Origin of the sequence: Streptosporangium sp. NPDC002544 (assembly GCF_040295965.1) — a bacterium.
In the GTDB taxonomy this organism is placed as follows: Bacteria; Actinomycetota; Actinomycetes; order Streptosporangiales; family Streptosporangiaceae; genus Streptosporangium.
In genome coordinates this window covers 49344-68089 of the sequence record NZ_JBEOWJ010000044.1, presented here as the reverse complement: position 1 = coordinate 68089, position 18746 = coordinate 49344, and the positions used below count along the sequence as shown (strand labels likewise).

General features: G+C 72.1%; 15 protein-coding genes. 4 read left to right on the top strand and 11 right to left on the bottom strand.

From position 1 onward, the window contains the following. Positions 1 to 375 precede the first annotated feature (375 nt). Entirely contained in the window at positions 376 to 1362 is a 987-nt protein-coding gene (locus tag ABT061_RS42685) for a sulfotransferase family protein (protein ID WP_350929068.1), read from the top strand. 138 nt (positions 1363 to 1500) lie between these two features. Here ABT061_RS42685 and ABT061_RS42680 read toward each other — a convergent pair whose 3' ends face one another. From ABT061_RS42680 to ABT061_RS42670, 3 genes are all read right to left on the bottom strand, one after another. Continuing rightward, positions 1501 to 2391 carry a hypothetical protein gene (locus ABT061_RS42680; RefSeq protein WP_350929066.1) on the bottom strand — a complete coding sequence of 297 codons (891 nt, stop codon included), beginning with the start codon at positions 2389 to 2391 and terminating at the stop codon, positions 1501 to 1503. A 338-nt stretch (positions 2392 to 2729) separates the two neighbouring features. Further along, a complete protein-coding gene (locus ABT061_RS42675) occupies positions 2730 to 4052 on the bottom strand; it encodes a lanthionine synthetase LanC family protein (RefSeq protein ID WP_350929064.1) in 1323 nt (440 codons plus the stop codon). A gap of 124 nt (positions 4053 to 4176) precedes the next feature. After that, positions 4177 to 4980, bottom strand: coding sequence for an inositol monophosphatase family protein (locus ABT061_RS42670; protein WP_350929062.1), 804 nt, complete (start codon positions 4978 to 4980; stop codon positions 4177 to 4179). 405 nt (positions 4981 to 5385) lie between these two features. Here ABT061_RS42670 and ABT061_RS42665 point away from each other — a divergent pair, with 405 nt between their 5' ends. After that, positions 5386 to 7680, top strand: a complete 2295-nt coding sequence (locus ABT061_RS42665) for a helix-turn-helix transcriptional regulator (RefSeq protein ID WP_350929060.1) — start codon at positions 5386 to 5388, stop codon at positions 7678 to 7680. A gap of 172 nt (positions 7681 to 7852) precedes the next feature. Here the strand turns inward: ABT061_RS42665 and clpB are convergent, their stop codons facing one another. The 8 genes from clpB to ABT061_RS42625 all read right to left on the bottom strand — a co-directional run bounded on the left by clpB (position 7853) and on the right by ABT061_RS42625 (position 17151). Continuing rightward, positions 7853 to 10453 (bottom strand): ATP-dependent chaperone ClpB, encoded by a 2601-nt coding sequence (gene clpB / locus ABT061_RS42660; RefSeq protein WP_350929058.1) that lies wholly within the window; start codon positions 10451 to 10453, stop codon positions 7853 to 7855. Beyond that, positions 10450 to 10881 (bottom strand): chaperone modulator CbpM, encoded by a 432-nt coding sequence (locus tag ABT061_RS42655; protein WP_350929056.1) that lies wholly within the window; start codon positions 10879 to 10881, stop codon positions 10450 to 10452. The genes clpB and ABT061_RS42655 overlap by 4 nt, the downstream gene beginning before the upstream one ends. Then, positions 10878 to 11843: a DnaJ C-terminal domain-containing protein gene (locus ABT061_RS42650; RefSeq protein WP_350929054.1), complete on the bottom strand. Its 966-nt coding sequence runs from the start codon at positions 11841 to 11843 to the stop codon at positions 10878 to 10880. Before ABT061_RS42650 ends, ABT061_RS42655 begins: the two co-directional genes overlap by 4 nt. Then, positions 11840 to 12499, bottom strand: a complete 660-nt coding sequence (locus ABT061_RS42645) for a nucleotide exchange factor GrpE (RefSeq protein WP_350929052.1) — start codon at positions 12497 to 12499, stop codon at positions 11840 to 11842. The genes ABT061_RS42650 and ABT061_RS42645 overlap by 4 nt, the downstream gene beginning before the upstream one ends. After that, positions 12492 to 14399, bottom strand: a complete 1908-nt coding sequence (gene dnaK, locus ABT061_RS42640; RefSeq protein WP_350929050.1) for a molecular chaperone DnaK — start codon at positions 14397 to 14399, stop codon at positions 12492 to 12494. The genes ABT061_RS42645 and dnaK overlap by 8 nt, the downstream gene beginning before the upstream one ends. 153 nt (positions 14400 to 14552) lie before the next feature. Next, positions 14553 to 15035 (bottom strand): YflT domain-containing protein, encoded by a 483-nt coding sequence (locus ABT061_RS42635; RefSeq protein WP_350929048.1) that lies wholly within the window; start codon positions 15033 to 15035, stop codon positions 14553 to 14555. Positions 15036 to 15227: 192 nt separating this feature from the next. Then, positions 15228 to 15869, bottom strand: a complete 642-nt coding sequence (locus tag ABT061_RS42630; RefSeq protein WP_350929046.1) for a response regulator — start codon at positions 15867 to 15869, stop codon at positions 15228 to 15230. A 181-nt stretch (positions 15870 to 16050) separates the two neighbouring features. Further along, the gene (locus ABT061_RS42625; protein ID WP_350929044.1) at positions 16051 to 17151 is read right to left on the bottom strand and encodes a sensor histidine kinase; all 1101 of its coding nucleotides are present in this window, start codon (positions 17149 to 17151) and stop codon (positions 16051 to 16053) included. Positions 17152 to 17306: 155 nt separating this feature from the next. Between ABT061_RS42625 and ABT061_RS42620 the strand changes: the two genes are divergently transcribed. Then, positions 17307 to 17993, top strand: coding sequence for an ATP-binding cassette domain-containing protein (locus ABT061_RS42620; protein WP_350929042.1), 687 nt, complete (start codon positions 17307 to 17309; stop codon positions 17991 to 17993). Further along, positions 17990 to 18721: an ABC transporter permease gene (locus tag ABT061_RS42615; protein WP_350929040.1), complete on the top strand. Its 732-nt coding sequence runs from the start codon at positions 17990 to 17992 to the stop codon at positions 18719 to 18721. Before ABT061_RS42620 ends, ABT061_RS42615 begins: the two co-directional genes overlap by 4 nt. Positions 18722 to 18746: the final 25 nt, after the last annotated feature.

The window sequence follows — 18746 nt, the reverse complement described above, 5'->3', positions numbered from 1 at the left end:
TGGTTCGATGCCTGATCGCCGCCGCGTAAAGGAGTTCGGGGCCGGGCTCTCGCCGTGTTCGCCCTGCCCCCCGGGAATCCGGCGGCGCGGGGTCCCGCCGGAGGCACATCAGGGTAGGAATACGGAACGGATGTTGCGTTTATTTACAACGCGACAAAACTCCCTCGCGGCGTCGAAATAGCAGAGAAGCGCCTGGCGTTCATTGAACGGAACAGCGCGGCTCGCCCCCATGAGCTGGGGATAGGCGTCGGCGACTGGAACTCCCGCCATGGGGCAGGCCCTTGGGGCACCACAACCCCATGGCGGGCCGCTTGCCTTCGCCGGGAAAGGGGTTATATTTACCAATAATAATAGTAGGAATTGAGGGTAATAACGATGCCCCTGCCGAATTTCCTCACGATCGGTGCCCCCAAAACCGGGACCACCGCCCTGCACGCCGCACTGGCCCGGCACCCGGAGCTGTTCATGTCCCCGGTGAAGGAGCCGAAGTTCTTCCTCAGTGACGGCCCCCCTCCCACCAGGGGAGGCCCGGGCGACGCCCAGACCTACCGCGAGCACGTCTGGCGGCGCGAGGACTACGAAGCCCTGTTCGACATGGCACCGCCGGGGACGCTCACCGGCGAGTCCACCCCGTTCTACCTCTACGACCTGGCGGCCCAGCGGCGCATCAGGAAGACCATCCCCGACGCCAGGCTCATCGTGGTGCTGCGCGACCCGGTGGAGCGCGCCCACTCCAACTGGACACATCTGTGGTCGGCCGGACTGGAGCCGATCGGCGACGTGCTGGAGGCCTGCGCCGAGGAGGAGCGAAGGGTCACGGCCGGCTGGGCACCGTTCTGGCACTACCTGGGGCTCGGCAAGTACGGCAGACAGCTGGAACACCTGTTCACCCTGTTCCCCCGCGAGCAGGTGCTCGTCTACCGCTACCGCGACCTGGTCGACCGGCCCGCCGACACCCTGGACCGGATCTGCCGCTTCCTCGGCGTGGAGACCGGCGTCGTCACCGAGGTCCCCCGGGAGAACGTGACCGCCCATCCGGAGCCGACCCGCGGACACCGGATGCTGTCGCGGGCGTTGCGCGTGGGGTCGTCCGTGGGACGATTCCTGCCGCCGCGGGTGAGCGTGGCGCTGACCGACCCGCTGGAGCGCAAGCTGCAGCGGCGGGCCCGCTCCCGCCAGCCGCTGACCTGGGAGCAGCGGGAGAAACTGATCTCCCACTTCACCCAGGACGTGGCGCTGCTGCAGAGGGTGACCGGCGAGGACTTCAGCGACTGGCTCCGTCCCCGCGAGCGCTCCGGCGGCCTGGTGGGCGTCCGCCCCAACGGCCAGCGTCAGGCCCGCAACGGCCGCCCCCAGGTTTGACCCCCTCCCTCAGGCGGGACAGTGGGGGCGAGCCCCGTACCAGGCCGCGATCGGCACCGCCCGCTACGGGGCTCGTGGGCCGCACCGTGCCCGGCCGGGGCGTGATCGGCATGGCCCCGCGCAGGTCGGCGACCGTGCTCAGCGCAGTTCGGTGCGGAGCTCGTGCGCCCCGTCCGCGCGGGTGTACTCGTAGTAGAGCCGCCGCCCGCCCTCCGGCAGGTCCACGATGTCCAGGTAGCGCAGGCCACCGCCCGCGTGCGGCGAGAGGGCGGCGGGCCCGGCGCCGATCGGGGTCAGCTCCGCCGGGTCGGTGCCGACCGCGACACCGGTCTTCTCCTCGTAGTTCTCCACCGCGGTGGCTCTGCCGTCGTAGAAGGCCACCACCTGCTCCCCGAGGAAGCGGACCGCCGCCACCCGCGCCCCCCGGGCGTCCCAGGCTCCGGGCCGGCCGCTGAGCGCGGTGCCCTGCCAGGTCCACTCGATGCCGTCGGCGCTGGTGGCGTAGTCGGTCACCATCTGGTCGGCCTCGTCGTCCTCCGCCAGGGGGTGGCAGGAGGCCCACAGATGCCACACGCCGCCCCGCCACACGATCACCGGGTCCTTGACGCCGGTCTTCGGGTCGCCGGGCAGCACCACCTGCCGCTGCGCGGCGCGGAACCCGGACGGGTCGTCGGCCTCCAGCACCTCGACCCGCCAGTGCTTGGTGTCGTAGGTGGCGCAGCTGAGGTAGAGCCGCCAGCGCCCTTCCGGTGTGCGGACCAGGGTGGGCCGCTCCAGTGACTCGGTGTCCATCTCCTGCCTGCCGATGGTGAGCAGGGTCTCGAACCGCTCACCGTCGGTGGAGCGGGCAACGACGACGGCGTAGCCGCGGCCCTCGCCGACGGGGCGGCGTAGCCGGTAGGCGAGGTAGATCAGCCCGTCGCTCGCCACGGCGCTCGGCGCACCGGCCCAGTGGCCCGCGCCCGGCTGGGCCGGTTCGATCGCGACTGTGGAACGGCCCGGGTCGGGAAGGAAATCCTCGATTGTCACGACACCGAGATTAGGCAGGCCCTGGGTGGCACTCACGGAGAATCACCAATCATGGTCACGAGTTTTGTCACCCCTTGACGGCCAAAGGGTGCGTCGTTCTCGGGGCCTCCGGCGTGAGAGGCGCGGCGGCTGCCGCCCCTCCACGGCCGGACCGGCACGATCGGGTGCGCGGGGGTGACATGGCCCGGATGCCGTGCGCGCCAGGGGACGGGTCCGTGATGCCGGGGCCCGCGGAGACCTCGATGCCGACCGTACAGGGTACGGGGACGTGCGCGGGCCCGCGCCGTGCTCCCCCGCGATGACCGTCCGGTTCACCGGCGACGCGCCTTCCACGCTCTTCAGGACCGGCGGAGCGTCGCGCTCGGCAGCGGGATGGCGGGGAACGGGTTGTCCGGCGGCAGGATGAGCCGCCGGGCCTCCTGCGGACGCGCGGTGGCGTCCAGGTGCAGGAGCGCGGCCCCGATGCCCGCGGCGCCGACCATGTAGCCGGTGTCGGCGGTGACCTCCCAGGGGCGCAGCCGCCGGTAGGCCTGGTACCAGCGGGAGCCCCGGCCGTCGTGGCCGGTGGCCAGGCCGGTCAGGTTCTCCCCCAGCGTGCGGGCGAACTCCAGGTGCTGCGGGTGGCCGGTCGCCGCCCAGAGCCCGACGAACAGCTCCACCAGCCCGGCGGTGCCGCAGCACTGGCAGGCCGAGTTCCAGTAGCCACCGCTCTGGCTGGCGGGGGCACCGCTGCTGACGATCCCCCTGGCCAGCCGCTCGACCCAGTCGAGATCTCCGGCGTCACCCGACACCCGGTACAGCTCGTAGAACGTCCGGGCGACCCCCGCGGAACCGGAGCAGAAGCCCAGGTAGTGCAGATCGCGGCCCTGCGGGATGTGGTGCGGCACCAGCGCACACCGCTCGGTCACGGCGCTGACCGCGCGGACGAAGTCGGCCCCCCTGCGGGAGCCGTCGAGAAAGCGGGTCTCGCCGGTCACGCCGTACAGGCGGGCGAGCAGGAAGGCGGTGCCGGCCGTGCCGGACAGGAACCCCGGGGTGACCGCGTCCAGCGGCAGGTCGGCGCAGGCGCCCTCGCCGAAGCGGTGGCCCGGGACGGCGAGCGCGGCGATGCGGGCGCCGGCCTCGACGGCGATCTCCTGGTAGGCGGGCACCCCCAGGATGCCCCCGGCGTGCAGCAGGCCGAGGATGATCCCGCCGTCGCCGCGCTGGGCGGGGTCACCGGTCCAGCCCAGGCCGCCGTCGATGGGGCGGGCGCTGCGCACGATGCGGTCGGCGACCGCGCCGGCCTCGACCTCGAAATCCCGTTCACCGGTGGCCCATCCGGCCTCGGCGAGGGCGAACATCACCCCGGCCAGACCGTGGTGGAGGGAGAGGTCGGCCTGCTCCCGCCAGGTGGCGGCGAGATAGCGGGCCCCGGCCCCGGCATCGTCCAGGTAGCCCTCGTCACCCGTGGCGGCGGCGAGCTCCAGGAAGAACAGGATGATCCCGGCCGCCCCCGAGTACAACGACAGGGGGTGGTCGGGCATGGCGGCCCGGCCCCGGGGGTCGGGGTTGGCCTGCCAGTGCCGTCCCCGTTCGTCCTCCACGGCCGCCGAGCGGATCCAGCGCGCGGCCTCGACCGCGGTGGCCAGCGGGCTCTCCGCCCCCGACTCCAGGCTCATGGCGGCTCCTTCGTACGGCGAGACAATCATGTTACCTGCATTTCCTACAGGATCAATAGGTAATGCAGTGACACCTGCCCGCGGACCGCGCGGGCCGGGTACCCGGGCCTTCCCTCGCCCGCGCTCAGGCGGAGCGGCCCGGAGGAACCAGATCGCTCATGACCGATCCCGCCAGATCGAACCCGCCGACATGGGCGAGGTAGCCGCCGGGCTCGAAGATCGATCCGTCCAGCGGGATGAACACTCCCCCCGCCTGCCGGACCAGCAGCGCCCCCGCCGCCACGTCCCATGGACTGACCCTACTGCCGTAGGCGACGTCCGCCCACCCTCCCGCGACATGGGCCAGCTTGAGCGCCGTGCTGCCCGGACGGCGTGTGGAGGCGAACGACGCCAGCATCCGGCCGAACTCGCGCAGCACCTCCTCCCCGCCGTCGGCCAGCTCGCGAGGGGTGGGATAACTGGTCAGCAGCATCGCCTCCCGATCGCGCGTGGCACCGGCGCTGCGCAACCGCACGTCGTTGCACCAGGCCCCGCCCAGGTCGGCCCGGAACTCGTCGTCGCGCACCGGGTCGTAGACCACCCCGGCGACCACCTCGTCCCCGGCGGCGGCGGCGATCGACACGCAGAAGAAGGGCAGCCCGGCGGCGAAGTTCGCGGTCCCGTCGATCGGGTCGACGTACCAGCGGATCTCACCGGACCCTTCGCTGCCACCCTCCTCGCCGATGACCGTGCTACCCGGGACGCGTCTCTCGATGACCTCCCGGATGGTCTCCTCCGCGGCGCGGTCGTGCTCGGTCACCGGATCGTGGAAGTCGCTCTTGGTCTCGACCGCGGGACGCGACCTGAACGCCTTGCGGAGCCGCTCGCCCACCGCGCGGGCGGCCTCGACCGCGACGGCCGAGAGCTCTGTCGAGGTGCTCTGATCCATGCTTCCTCCATTGACGCGATCGGGCCGCGCCGGTCGCCGGCGGTCTCGGGAGCGGGCCGGGCGGCAAGGATCCGGTGAGCCTGCCGACCGGCGCCGAGAGCCGCCCCGACTCCCATCCTGTACGAGAACGCGCGCCCCTACCCGCGTGTTCGTCAGGACATTCCCATCCCCGCCGGGGGCGGGCCCCGTACGGAACGCGCGCGGCGATCGCCTCCCGGAGATCACGCTCGCCGGGCATCGGCCAGATCGGCAGAACAACTAGAAGTCGTACTTAAAGGTCAAATCTGCATCAAACAACCAGTAGCCGGGAGCATCCACCGCATGGCATTTCGCCTGACGGGGATGTCATACGGGTAATCACCGCTAAGAAAGCCTGGCGTATGACCCCAGATCCGAGACAAGACGATGCGCGGCCGGAGAGATGAGCAGGCGGCGGTCCTCGCCCTGCTGGAAGGCATCGCGTCCACGGCAGGGAACGTCATGCTCGTCGAGGGCGAGCCGGGGATAGGCAAGACGCTGCTGCTCGGCGAGGCCGCCGACCTCGCGGCCGCGCGGGGGGCGGCGGTCGCGAGCGGGCGGGCCGACGAACTGGGACGGCTGACACCGCTGGGGCCGCTGCTGTCGGCCCTGGAGGAGTCGCCGGCGCCCATGACCGTGGCCAGGAACGCCTTCCCCGACGGTCCCGGCCTGCTGCTCTGGCTGGCCGAGCAGGTCAGGACCTCGCTGGAGAGAAGGCTGGGCGCGGGGCCGCTGCTGGTCACCCTGGACGATCTCCAGTGGGCCGATCCCGCCACGCTCATGGCCCTGCGCACGCTGCCCTCGCGGCTGGCCGAACGCCCGGTGGCATGGCTGCTGGCCTGCCGCAGCACCCCGGCGCGCGGCGACGCCAGACGGCTGTTCGACCTGCTCGAGGAGGAGGGCGCCACCCGGACCGTGCTGCGCCCGCTCGACGACGGTGCGGTCACCGAGATCTCCACCGACATCCTGGGCGCGGCTCCCGGGAAGGATCTGGCGGCGCTGGCCGCCCAGGCCGGCGGCAACCCGCTGCTGCTGTCCGAGTATCTCACCGGACTGTGCGAGGAGGGCGCCGTCCTCGTGCGGGACGGCGTCGCCCGGCTGGCCGAGACCACTCCCGCCGGGGCGGAGCTGCCCCTGCGGGTGCACACCGCCGTCCGGCGGCGGCTGAACGAGCTCGGCACCAGGACCAGGTACCTGCTGGAGGCCACGGCGGTGCTCGGGCGCTCGTTCTCACCGGCGTACGCGGCCGAGATGCTCGGCGAGACCCCGGCGGCGCTGCTTCCCGCGCTGGAGGAGGCCCTGGCCGCGGGTGTGCTCGTCACCACCCCCGACGAGCTGGCGTTCAGGCACGAGCTGCTGTGGCGCTCGGTCGTCGAGAAGGTGCCCCAACCGGTGCGGCGAGCGCTGCGCGACCAGGTCGAGCGCGCCGCCCGGACACGACCGGCCCGTCTGACCGGGGGCGGCGACGCCGAGACGCTGACGGACCTGGCCCTGCTCGCCTGGGACGAGGGCAGGCTCTCGTACGGGCTGGACCTGGCACGCGAAGCCGTGGAGCAACCGGCCGGTGGACGACGGCGGCAGCAGCCCCGGGCGGTGCTGGCCTCGATGCTGATCGACCTCTGGCTGCTGGACGAGGCGGAGGCCACGACGGAGATCGCCGCGGCCGAGGCCGGGTGCGAGCCGGCCTGGGCCGCGGAGATCCCCGTCCTGCGCGCCCGCCTGCACCTGGCCTCGGGCAGGCTCGGCAGCGCGATCGAGCACGCGGAGGCCGGTCTGGCCGCCGCCGGGACCCTGGGCGCCCCGTTACCGGCCTCTTCGGCCCTGTCGGTGCTCGGCACCGCGTCGCTGCGAGCGGGCGACCTGCCGGGGGCCATCAGGTACATGGAGAGGAACCTTGTCGGGTCGGCGCGAGACCTGCCCCCGCGCACGCGGCTGCGCTCGGAGCTGGTGGCCGGGCGGATCAACGAGGCGCGCGGCGGAGCCGCGGGCGGGATGAGCTCGCTCGGCGGGCTGTACGACGCGCTGCCTCGGCACACCGGGGCGCTGACCAGCGAGCCCACCGCCGCGGCATGGCTGGTACGGATGGCCATGGCGACGGGTCAGCGGCACCGGGCCGACGCCGTGGTCGACGCGGCCGAGGGCATCGCCTGGCGCAGCCCCGGCCTGCCCAATCCGTCGGTGGCCGCCGACCACGCCCGTGGGCTGCGGGAGGGCGACCCCGAGGCGCTGGGCCGCGCGGTGGCCGGGCACGGCGATCCGTGGGCCAGGGGTTCGGCGGCGGAGGATCTGGGCGTGCTGCTCGGCGCGGACGGCTGCCGGGATACGGCCGTGGAGAACCTCAAGATCGCGCTCGCCTGCTACGGCGCGATGGGGGCCGTCCGTGACGCCGCGCGGGTACGGGGCAGGCTGCGACTGCTGGGCGAGCGGCGCCGCCACTGGGTCAGGACCGCCCATCCCACCTCGGGGTGGGCCAGCCTGACCGGCACCGAGCAGGCCGTCTGCAACCTGGTCTCCCAGGGGCTGACGAACCGGAACGCCGCCGAGCAGATGTTCATCAGCGAGCACACGGTCGCCTTCCACCTGCGGCAGGTCTTCCGCAAGCTGGGCATCCACTCCCGGGTCGAGCTGGCCAGGCTCTCCGCCGAGGAGGGCGCCCACCAGGGGCACCGAGCTCCTCGCTGAGATCCCCTGAGGTCACCTGTCCCCCGTCTCAGCCCCTCCCCTCACCTACCGGCGCGATCGCGCCCTCCACCCATGAGCGCGGTTCGGAGGCGGGCGCCGCGCCCGCGGGTACCCGGTTCCTCTTCCCACAGTTCCGGCATTGCACGATATTTGATGACATTGCCGGTTCTCCTCATGCGTAGGTGACGTCGAGCTCGCCCTCGGCGAGGTCGACCCGGACCACGCCCCCCTCGTACGCCTCCCCGGACAGCAGAGCGCGGCCGATGCGCGTCTCGACCTCCCTGGAGATGAACCGGCGCAGCGGGCGGGCGCCGTACACCGGGTCGTAGCCCCGCTCGGCGATGTACCTGAGCGCCGCCTCGGTGACGTCCAGCCGGATCCCCCGCTGTTCGAGACGGGTCCGCAGCTCGACGAACATCAGGCCGACGATGCGCTCGATCTCCTCCATGGTGAGCGGCTTGAAGATCACGATGTCGTCGACGCGGTTGAGGAACTCGGGACGGAAGTGCGCGCGCAGCTCGGCCATCACCCGCTGCTGCGCCTCCTGCTCGATCTCCCCGCTCGGTGTGACGCCGTCGAGGAGGTAGACGGAGCCGATGTTGGAGGTCATGATCAGGACCGTGTTGCGGAAGTCGACGGTCCTGCCCTGCGCGTCGGTGAGCCGCCCGTCGTCCAGCACCTGCAGCAGCGTGTTGAAGACATCCGCGTGCGCCTTCTCCACCTCGTCGAAGAGCACCACGGAGTACGGCCTGCGCCGCACGGCCTCGGTCAGCTGGCCGCCCTCCTCGTACCCCACGTAGCCGGGGGGCGCGCCGACGAGGCGGCTGACCGTGTGCCGCTCCTGGTACTCGCTCATGTCGATGCGGATCATGTTGTCCTCGGTGTCGAAGAGCGCCTCCGCGAGCGCCTTGGCCAGCTCGGTCTTGCCGACGCCCGTCGGTCCCAGGAAGATGAACGACCCGATCGGGCGGCGCGGGTCCTTGATGCCGGAACGGGCCCGGATGACGGCGTCGGCCACCAACCGCACCGCCTCGTCCTGGCCGATCACCCGCTCGTGCAGGACCTGGTCCAGCCGCAGCAGCTTCTCTCGCTCGCCCTCCTGCAGGCGGCTCACCGGGATGCCCGTCCACCGGGAGACGATCATCGAGATCTCGCCGTCGGTGACGACCTCGCGCAGCAGGCGTGCCGTCCCCTGCTTGGCGAGCAGACGCTCCTCCTCCGCCTCCAGCCGTCGCTCCAGCTCGGGCAGCTTGCCGTGCCGCAGTTCCGCGGCACGGTTGAGGTCGTAGTCGCGTTCGGCCCGATCGGCTTCGGCGCGTACGTGTTCGATCTCCTCGCGCAGGCTCTGGACGGCGCGCAGCGCGTGCCGCTCGGCCTCCCACTGCGCCCGCATGGCGTCGGCCTCGGCGCGCACGTCGGCGAGCTCCGCGCGCAGCTCCTCCAGGCGGACCCCGCTCGCGAGGTCCTCCTCCTTGGCGAGCGCGGCCTCCTCGATCTCCAGGCGCATCACCCTGCGGGTGAGCTCGTCGAGCGCGGCGGGCATCGAGTCGATCTCCGTACGGAGCATCGCGCACGCCTCGTCCACCAGGTCGATGGCCTTGTCCGGCAGGAAACGGTCGGAGATGTAGCGGTGGCTCAGCACGACGGCGGCCACCAGCGCGCTGTCCTGGATCTTCACCCCGTGAAAGATCTCCAGGCGCTCGCGCAGGCCACGCAGGATGGAGACGGCGTCCTCGACCGAGGGCTCGTCGACCATCACCGGCTGGAACCGGCGCTCCAGTGCGGCGTCCTTCTCGATGTGCTTGCGGTACTCGCTGAGGGTCGTCGCCCCGATCATGTGCAGCTCGCCGCGGGCCAGCATGGGCTTGAGCATGTTGCCCGCGTCCATGGCGCCCTCGGCCGCTCCGGCGCCCACCACGGTGTGCATCTCGTCGACGAAGAGCAGGATCCGCCCCTCGGCGGCCTTGACCTCGTTGAGCACGGCCTTGAGGCGCTCCTCGAACTCGCCCCGGTACTTGGCCCCGGCCACCAGCGAGCCCATGTCGAGGCTGAAGACCGTCTTGCCCTTGAGTCCCTCCGGCACGTCCCCGTGGCTGATCCGCTGCGCGAGCCCCTCCACGATGGCGGTCTTGCCGACGCCGGGGTCACCGACCAGGACGGGGTTGTTCTTCGTCTTGCGGGACAGGATCTGGACGACCCGGCGGATCTCGGCGTCGCGCCCGATGACCGGGTCGAGCTTGCCCGACAGGGCGTCGGCCACCAGGTCGCGCCCGTACTTCTCCAGCGCCTCGTACGCCACCTCGGGCATCGCGGAGGTCACCCGCTGGTTGCCGCGGATCGAGGTGAGCGCCTTGAGGAAGCCGTCCCTGGTCAGCCCCTGATCGTGCAGCAGTCTCCCGGCGGAGCTCGAGCTGCCCTCCTCAAGCAGGGCGATGAGCAGGTGCTCCACCGACACGTACTCGTCCTTGAGCCGGTCGGCCTCCCGTTTGGCCGTGTCCAGCAGGCGGGAGAGCCGCTGCGTCACATAGACCTGGCCCGGCGCGGCGCCGGGACCGCTCACCTTGGGACGGCGGCCCAGCTCCGCCTCCAGATCACCCCTGAGCCTGTCGGTGTCGACGTTCGCGTACGAGAGCAGGCGGGGTATCAGCCCCTCCGGCTGGTCCAGCAACGCCAGCAGCAGGTGCTCGCCGTCCACCTCGGTGTGCCCGAAGCGCAGGGCCTTGGTCTGCGCGTCGTGCAGCGCCTCCTGCGACTTCTGGGTCAGCTGGTTCATGTCCACGGCGAGCCTCCGGTGAGTCGGGAACGCCCACGCTGGGCGGCCTCCAGCTGGGCGATGCGGTCCAGCAGATCCAGTACGAGGCCGAGCGCGGCATAGTTGATCGAGAACCCGGCCCGCAGCCGCCGGATCCGCGCCATGGTGAGCACTTCGGGAGGCGGGAACCACAGGTGCCCGGCGGAGTCGGTCCCGGCGTCGAGCAGGCCCAGCGCGACAAGACGCCGCACCAGCTCGGGGTGGGTCCCCGTCGCCCTGGCGAACGTCTCCAGATCCAGGCGCTCGGGCCTGGTGAGCTGGTAGGTCCGCTCCACTCCGCCAGGCGCCCTCCGCAGGCGGGAGGCGGAGCCCCCGGCCGGGGCCGCCCCCGGCCCGGCAGGCCGCGCCCCCGGGCGGGGCGGCCTGCGCTCCGGGAGGGGATGGGTCATCGCTGCCTCCTCGGATCGAACGTGGAGACGGCGGCGAGCTGCTCGAACAGCCGCCGCTCCTCCTCCGACAGCCGGGCCGGAACCATGATCCGCACCTCGGCGTACAGATCACCCGCCTTGTTCCGGGGACTGGGCATCCCCCGGCCGCGCAGCCGCAGCCGCTTGCCGCTGGAGGTGCCCGCCGGCACCTTGACCTTGGCCTCGCCCGCGGGGGTGTCGACCGCGACGGAGGCGCCGAGCGCCGCCTCCCACGGGGTGACCTGGAGCAGGACGTGGATGTCTCGCCCCTCGACCCGGTACCGGGGGTGCGGCGCGATCCTGACGATCAGGTAGAGGTCACCCGCGGGTGCCCCGTCGCCGCCCCTTCCACCCTGCCCGGCCAGCCTGACGCGCTGCCCGTCGGAGACGCCCGCGGGAATCTCGATCTGCAGCCTGCGCGAGCCGACGGTGATCGAGCGGCGGCCGCCCCGGTAGGCCTCCTCGACGGTCAGCTCGATCTCGGCCTCCTGGTCGGCGCCGGGGATCGGCCCCCAGCCTCCACCGGCCCTGCCTCCCCGCGCTCCCCGTCCGGAGAACAGCCCTTCGAGAAGGTCGTCGAGGTCGATCCCCTCCCCGAAGCCGGCCTGCTCTCCGGCCCTGCCCCAGCCGGCACGGCCCGCCCCCGCCCCCGCGCCGGCACGCGCACGGCGGCCCTGGGCGCGCGCCCACGTCTCGGGGTCCACGTCCTCGGGCACCTGGCGGAAGTTCGGCCCGAACGCGTCGTAGCGGCGCCGGGTCGCGGGGTCGGACAGCACGCTGTAGGCCTCGGAGACCTCCTTGAAGCGGTCCTCGGCGGCCGGGTCCTTGTTGACGTCGGGGTGGTTGACCCGCGCCAGCTTGCGGTAGGCGCGCTGGATCTCCTCCTGGCTCGCGCCCCTCTGCACTCCGAGGATCTCGTAGAAGTCGCGGTCGGGGGGCATCATTCCCCCTTGGCCACCACGACCAGCGCGGGCCGTAGCTGTTGCTCGCCGTCTCCGTAGCCGGGCCGCACCACCTGCAGGACCGTGCCGTCGGGCACGCCCTCCTGCGGGAGCACGGCCACCGCCTCGTGCCTGGCCGGGTCGAACGTGGCGCCGGCGTCGTCGCGGCGTGGGTAGCCGAGGCGGGAGAGCACCTCCTGCGCCTGGTCCCTGATCGCCCGCATCCCGTCGACGATGGAGGCGGGGTCGGTCTCCGCGTGCTCCAGCGCGCGATCCAGGTTGTCCAGCACGGGCAGCCACTCGGCGGCGGCCCGTGCCCGCTCCTCCTCCCGCATCCGCCCGGTGTCCCTGCTGACGCGCTTGCGCAGGTTGTCGAGGTCGGCGAGGGCGCGCCGCCAGCGGTCCTGCAGGTCGGTCACCAGGGCCTGGAGCTCCTCGACCCGGGCCTGGAGGTCGGCCGGGGCGGCCCCTGCCTGCCCGCGCGCCTCCTGGGCATGCTGCTCTTGACCATGCGCTTCCTTGCCGCGCGTCCCTCGCGCATGGGCCTTCCTGCCGTGTTCCTCCTGGCCGTCGTGCCGGCCCTGGGCCCGTGGCTCCTGGCCACGCGGATCCGGCTCATGACCGGGGACGTGGCCGCCCTGCCCGGCTGCCTCACTCATCGGTCGTGAACTCCGCGTCGATGACGTCGTCGTCCCTGCCGCCACCCGCCTGGCCGCCCGGAGCCCCGGACGCGCCCTCCCCCCGGGCTCCCGGGCCGGAAGCACCGGAGGCCGACGCGCCGAGGCTGTGGTAGACCTGCTGGAGCTCGGCGGTGAGCGAGCGGACCCGGTCGAGCGGGGCCTCCTGCTTGATCGCCTCACGGGCGTCGTTCACCAGCATCTCGCCCCGCGCCTTCTCATGGACGGGCACCGACTCGCCCAGCTCGGCCAGGCGGTGCTCCACCTGGTAGGCGGCGCTGTCGAGCTCGTTGCGCGCGTCGATGACCTGCCGCATCCGCTGGTCCTCCTCGCGGTGCCGCTCGGCGTCGGCGACCATCCGCTCGACCTCGCCGGTGTCCAGGTTCGAGCTCTCACTGATCGTGATGCGCTGCTCGGCGCCGGTGTCCTTGTCCTTGGCGGAGACGTTCAGGATCCCGTTGGCGTCGATGTCGAAGGTCACATCGACCTGCGGCACGCCGCGCGGGGCGGGCCTGATGTTCTCCAGCCGGAACCGGCCGAGGGAACGGTTGTCGGCGGCGCGCTCGCGCTCGCCCTGCAGCACGGCGACGTCCACGGCGGTCTGGTTGTCCTCCGCGGTGCTGAACACCTCGGACCGGCGGGCCGGAATGGTGGTGTTGCGCTCGATGACCTTCGTCATGACCCCGCCGAGCGTCTCGATGCCCAGGGAGAGCGGCGTCACGTCCAGCAGCACGACGTCCTTCAGCTCGCCCTTGATGACGGCGGCCTGGACCGCCGCGCCCAGCGCCACGACCTCGTCGGGGTTGACCGTCATGTTCGGGTCCTTGCCACCCGTCATGCGGCGTACCAGGGTCTGCACCGCGGGCATCCTGGTCGAGCCGCCCACCAGGATCACCTCGTCGATGTCGTCGGCGGTGAGCTTGGCGTCGGCCATGGCCTGCTGGATGGGGGGCTTGCACCGTTCGAGCAGGTCGGCGGTGATCTCCTCGAAGGTGGAGCGCCGCAGCGTGGCGTTCAGGTGTTTGGGGCCCGAGGCGTCCGCCGTGATGAAGGGCAGGCTGACCTGCGTCTGGCTGACCGCCGACAGCTCGACCTTGGCCTTCTCCGCGGCCTCGAAGAGCCGCTGCAGGGCCTGGGGATCCTGGCGCAGGTCGATGCCGTTGTCCCGCTGGAACTCGTCGGCGAGGTGGTCGACGATGCGCCGGTCGAAGTCGTCACCGCCCAGATGGGTGTCGCCCGCGGTCGCCCGTACCTCGACGACGCCGTCGCCGATGGCGAGGATGCTGACGTCGAAGGTGCCGCCGCCCAGGTCGAAGACGAGCACGGTCTCGTTCTCCTTGCGGTCGAGGCCGTAGGCGAGAGCCGCCGCGGTCGGCTCGTTGACGATCCGCAGGACCTCCAGGCCGGCGATCTTCCCCGCGTCCTTGGTGGCCTGGCGCTGGGAGTCGTTGAAGTACGCGGGCACGGTGATGACCGCCTCGGTGATCTTCTCCCCCAGGAACTTCGAGGCGTCGTCCACCAGCTTGCGCAGCACGGCCGCGGCGATCTCCTCCGGCGCGTACAGCTTCTCGTGGATCTTGAAGCGGACGGCACCGTCCGGACCTGGGACGACGTCGAACGAGACGGCGTTCATCTCGCTGGTGACCTCGTCGTAGCGGCGGCCGATGAAGCGCTTGGCCGAGTAGATCGTTCCCTTGGGGTTCAGGATCGCCTGGCGGCGGGCAAGCTGCCCGACCAGGCGCTCACCGTTCTCGGTGAACGCCACGACCGACGGCGTCGTCCGCACCCCCTCGGCGTTGGGGATCACCGTGGGCTTGTCGCCCTCCATCGTGGCGATCACCGAGTTGGTGGTGCCGAGGTCGATTCCAACTGTTTTAGGCATGCTGAACTCCTGTGCGACATGACGGGAACGACACTCGCCGGACGGCATCGCCCGCCCCGACCCTCGGGCCTGATCACTCCACGCCCCGGTGAGGCCGGTGATCCAGCTGGCGGGCACGGCACGGCGGTGCGGGCCCTGCTCAGGGAGCGCCGATCAGATCTGCTGCGGCATCTGCGGGGACATGCCCACGTTGAGCAGCCTGCGCGCCTCGGCCGCGTACGGGGTCTCGACCAGTACCTCGTAGCGGTCGGCGACGATCGAGCTCGACGAAAGAAAGTCACGCTTGCCCCCGGTGAGCGCGTGGCCGATCAGTCCGAAGATCGCGCCGGCCACGGCACCCCAGATCAGGCCCCACAGGACCAGGACGAAGGGGAAGCGGCCCGGAGTGAAGATCGCGAAGAACAGGCCGATCAGCAGGCCGAACCAGGCACCGGCACCGGCTCCCATCCACGCGGCGCGAAGGTAGGTCAGCCGCCCGAGCACCCTCTCGACGAGCCGGAGTCCGACTCCGACGATCAGGGTGTGCTCGACCGGGAACTTCTGGTCGGAGAGCTGGTCCACGGCACGCTGGGCCTCGGCGTAGGTGCCGAAACCCGCCACCGCCTCGTGGGCCTTCAAGGTGATATCCGATGGCATGGCACTTCCCTTCAACGGGTACCCGCGAAGTGGATCCTTACCCGCTCACCGTGCCTCTCGGGACGGCGCCCCCACATCCCCAGATCTGACAGTCATCTCCGTCGTACCCCGCCCCGCCACCCTGCCGGCCATCCCATCCGTCACCGGTGCCCCACCTCCTCACCGTCGTCTCCGGCCCCCGCGCCGTCGCGGTCAGTCAGGTCCCAGACCGTGCCGGAAGGCGTACGTCACGGCCTGGGCACGGTCGCGCAGCCCCGCCTTGGCGAAGAGGTTGTTGATGTGGGTCTTGACCGTCGCCTCGGAGACGAACAGCTCTTCGGCGATCTCCGCGTTCGAGCGGCCCGCCGCTATCAGCCGCAGCACCTCGCTCTCCCGGCGGGTGAGCCCGTCGGGCAGGTCCGGCGCGCGGCGGTTCACGGTCACCGCCTCGGCCAGCCGCCGCTGGATACCCGGGTCGAACTGGGCCTGCCCCTCGACCACGGTCGCGATGGCCGAGGCCAGGGACTCGGCGTCGGTGTCCTTGGTCAGATAGCCCCGCGCCCCGGCGCCCAGCGCGGCGAAGACCGACTCGTCGTCGGAGTAGGTCGTCAGGACCACCACATGGACCTCCGGGTGAGCCGCCCTGATCCTGCGGGTCGCCTCCACCCCGTCCATGCGGGGCATCCGCAGGTCCATCAGGACCACGTCGGGCCTGAGCTCGCCGACGAGCCGGACCGCCTCCCCACCGTCGGCCGCCGCGCCGGCGACCTCGATACCGGGCAGCAGCCCCAGCAGCAGCACCAGCCCCTCGCGCACCACCGTCTGGTCGTCGGCCACCAGCACCCGCACGGTCACCTCGGCACCCCCGCGTCCCTCGAACCCGCTCGCGCTCCCCGGCACCTCTCCCGCCGGGGCGGGACCGGATCGCGGTCGCGTGCCGCCTCCCCCGTATCCGCCCCGGCACCGGCATCGGCACCGGCATGAGTCGTCCACGGCGCGGTGCCCGCCCCCGCGGCGGCGCCGCGCCGTGGGCGACTCATGCCGGGACCCGCAGGAGGACCCTGAAGCCCTCCGTACCCGGCCTCGCGGCCAGCGACCCGCCGATCAGCTCGGCCCGCTCGCGCATCCCCACCAGCCCGTATCCTCCTCCCGACGACGCCAGCCGGCCCGGCCGGCCACCGGTGTCGCACACCTCCAGCTCACACCAGCCCTCGACGCGGCGCAGCGCCACCGAGACCGCGGCGCCCGGCGCGTGCTTGCGCACGTTCGTCAACGCCTCCTGAGCGGTCCTGGCCACCGCCAGCCGGGCTCCGGCCTCCAGCGAGTCGAGGTTCCCGGTGACCGAGACCGTGCAGGACACCCCGGTCACCGACCGGAACTCCACAGCCAGCCGCTCCAGCCGCTCGGCCAGCGGCAGCTCCTCGCCGCGCAGCGCGTCGAGCGCCCGGCGGGTCTCCTCCAGCCCGGTCCGCGCCAGCCGCACCGCCCGCTCGACCCGGTCGAGCGCCGCCGCCGGATCGTCGCCCCGCTCCAGCAGCAGCCGCGCCCCCTCCAGATGGACGATCTGCGCCGACTGCGAGTGAGCCAGGATGTCGTGGACCTCCCTGGCCAGCCGCGCCCGCTCAGCGAGCACGGCCTCGCCCGCCCGCGCCTCGGCGAGTGCCGCTCCGTGCTCCCTGGTCGTCTTCACATGCCGCAGCAGGAAGACGAAGACCGCGGAGTAGGCGAGCCCGGCGGTGTTGCCCCAGACTTCCCCGGAAGGGATGCCCAGAGCGAAGGAGAGCGCCGTCGCGCCGACGAGGTCGGCCGTGACCAGCGTCGCCCCCGGCCAGAAACGAGTCTTGAACGGTGCGGCGAAGACGACGACGTACAGGAATCCCATCCCGCTGTAGAGGCTGATCGCGTGCAGGGCAAGCCCCCCGGCCAGGGTGAGGGCGAGCAGCGGGACGTTGCGCCGGAGGTCTTCACCGCACAGCGCCCACAGGCAACAGCCCACGGTGAGAGCGCCGATCGGGATCACCGCGAACAGCCCGGGCGGTCCCACCTCGACGGCGGCGGCCACCGGGCCGAAGAACAGGTATCCCACCAGCAGGACGGCGAGAAGCCTGCGCACGGGCGGGCTGCGGAGGATGGCCACGACGACAAGCTACCGGTGCCCGCCGGAAGGGACCATGGACCCCAGGGTGGAGATGCCTCCACCCGACCGCACGACGCTCCCCTCCCGGGTGGAGGTTGCCGGCTCCACCTCCGGAACCATGCGCCGGCACCTGCCGACGGGTCATTGTCGAGGCCATGTCAGCAATCAGCGTCACTCATCTCGGGAAGTCGTTCGGTGAGGTGCGCGCCGTGGACGATCTGTCCTTCACCGTGGAGCGAGGAACGCTCACGGCCTTTCTCGGCCCCAACGGGGCGGGCAAGACCACCACCCTGCGCATGATCCTCGGCCTGGTCGCGCCCACCGGCGGCACCGCCACGATCGGCGGCACGGCCTACCGTGACCTGGACCGGCCCGTCGCCACGGTCGGCGCGGTACTGGAGTCGACGGCCTTCCACCCCGGGCTGAGCGCCCGCGCGCACCTGGAGGCGCTCCGCCTCGCCGCGGGACTGGATCCCGCGTGCGTGGCGCACGCGCTGGAGCAGGTCGACCTCACCGCCGCGGCCGACCGCAGGGTACGGGGTTTCTCCCTGGGCATGCGCCAGCGGCTCGCCCTGGCCTCCGCCCTGCTGGGAGACCCGGAGATCCTCATCCTCGACGAGCCCGCCAATGGCCTGGACCCGGCGGGCATGCGCTGGCTACGGGGCTTCCTGCGGGCCTACACCCACCAGGGCCGCACGGTCCTGGTCTCCACACACGTGCTCGCCGAGATCCGGCAGATCGCCGACCACGTGATCATCCTTACCGCGGGCCGCCTCGCCTGGCAGGGCCCGCTGACCCCGCAGACCGACCTGGAGGAGCTGTACGTGAAGGTGACCGAATGAGCCGCCTGATCCGCGCCGAGCTGTTCAAGGCCCGCGCGAGCCGCGTCACCTGGATCCTCGTCGCCCTGGCACCCCCGCTGTGCGTGCTCTGGGCGGGGCTGATGGTCGCGCTGGCGGGATCGGGCGGCGCGACGGCGCCGCAGATCGAGAACGTCTACAACATGGCCCAGCAGTCCTATGTCTTCGCCCTGATCCTCGGTGTCCTGGGCATGGCCGGGGAGAACCGCCACCAGACGATCACCTGGCAGTTCCTGGTCACCCCTCGGCGGGAGCGGGTGGTGGGGGCGAAGCTGGCCGCGTACGGGATCGTCGGGCTGCTCGTCGGCGCCGTGTCGGCGCTGGTCACGCTGGCGGCGGGCCTGGTCATGCTCGGCCTGGCCGGTCATCCCGTGTGGACCCCCCGGGTGCCGGTGGTACTGCTCGGCTCGGTGCTCAGCGTCGTCCTGTACGGCCTGCTCGGAGTGGGCCTCGGAGCTCTGGTCCGCAACCAGGTCGCGGCGGTGGCGGTGGCGCTGGTCTGGTTCATGTACGCCGACTACCTGCTCACCATGCTCCTGCCCGGCCTGGGCCGGTGGCTGCCGACCGGGGCGGCCCGCGCCCTGGGCGGCATGCACATGCAGGGCGGTGAGCTGCTGCCCGCCTGGGGGGGCGGGCTGCTGTTCGCCGGCTATGTCGTGGTGATCGTGCTCGCCGCCCGCGCGCTGACGCTCCGCCGCGACATCACCTGACCTCGCCGCACACCGGCACCGGCAC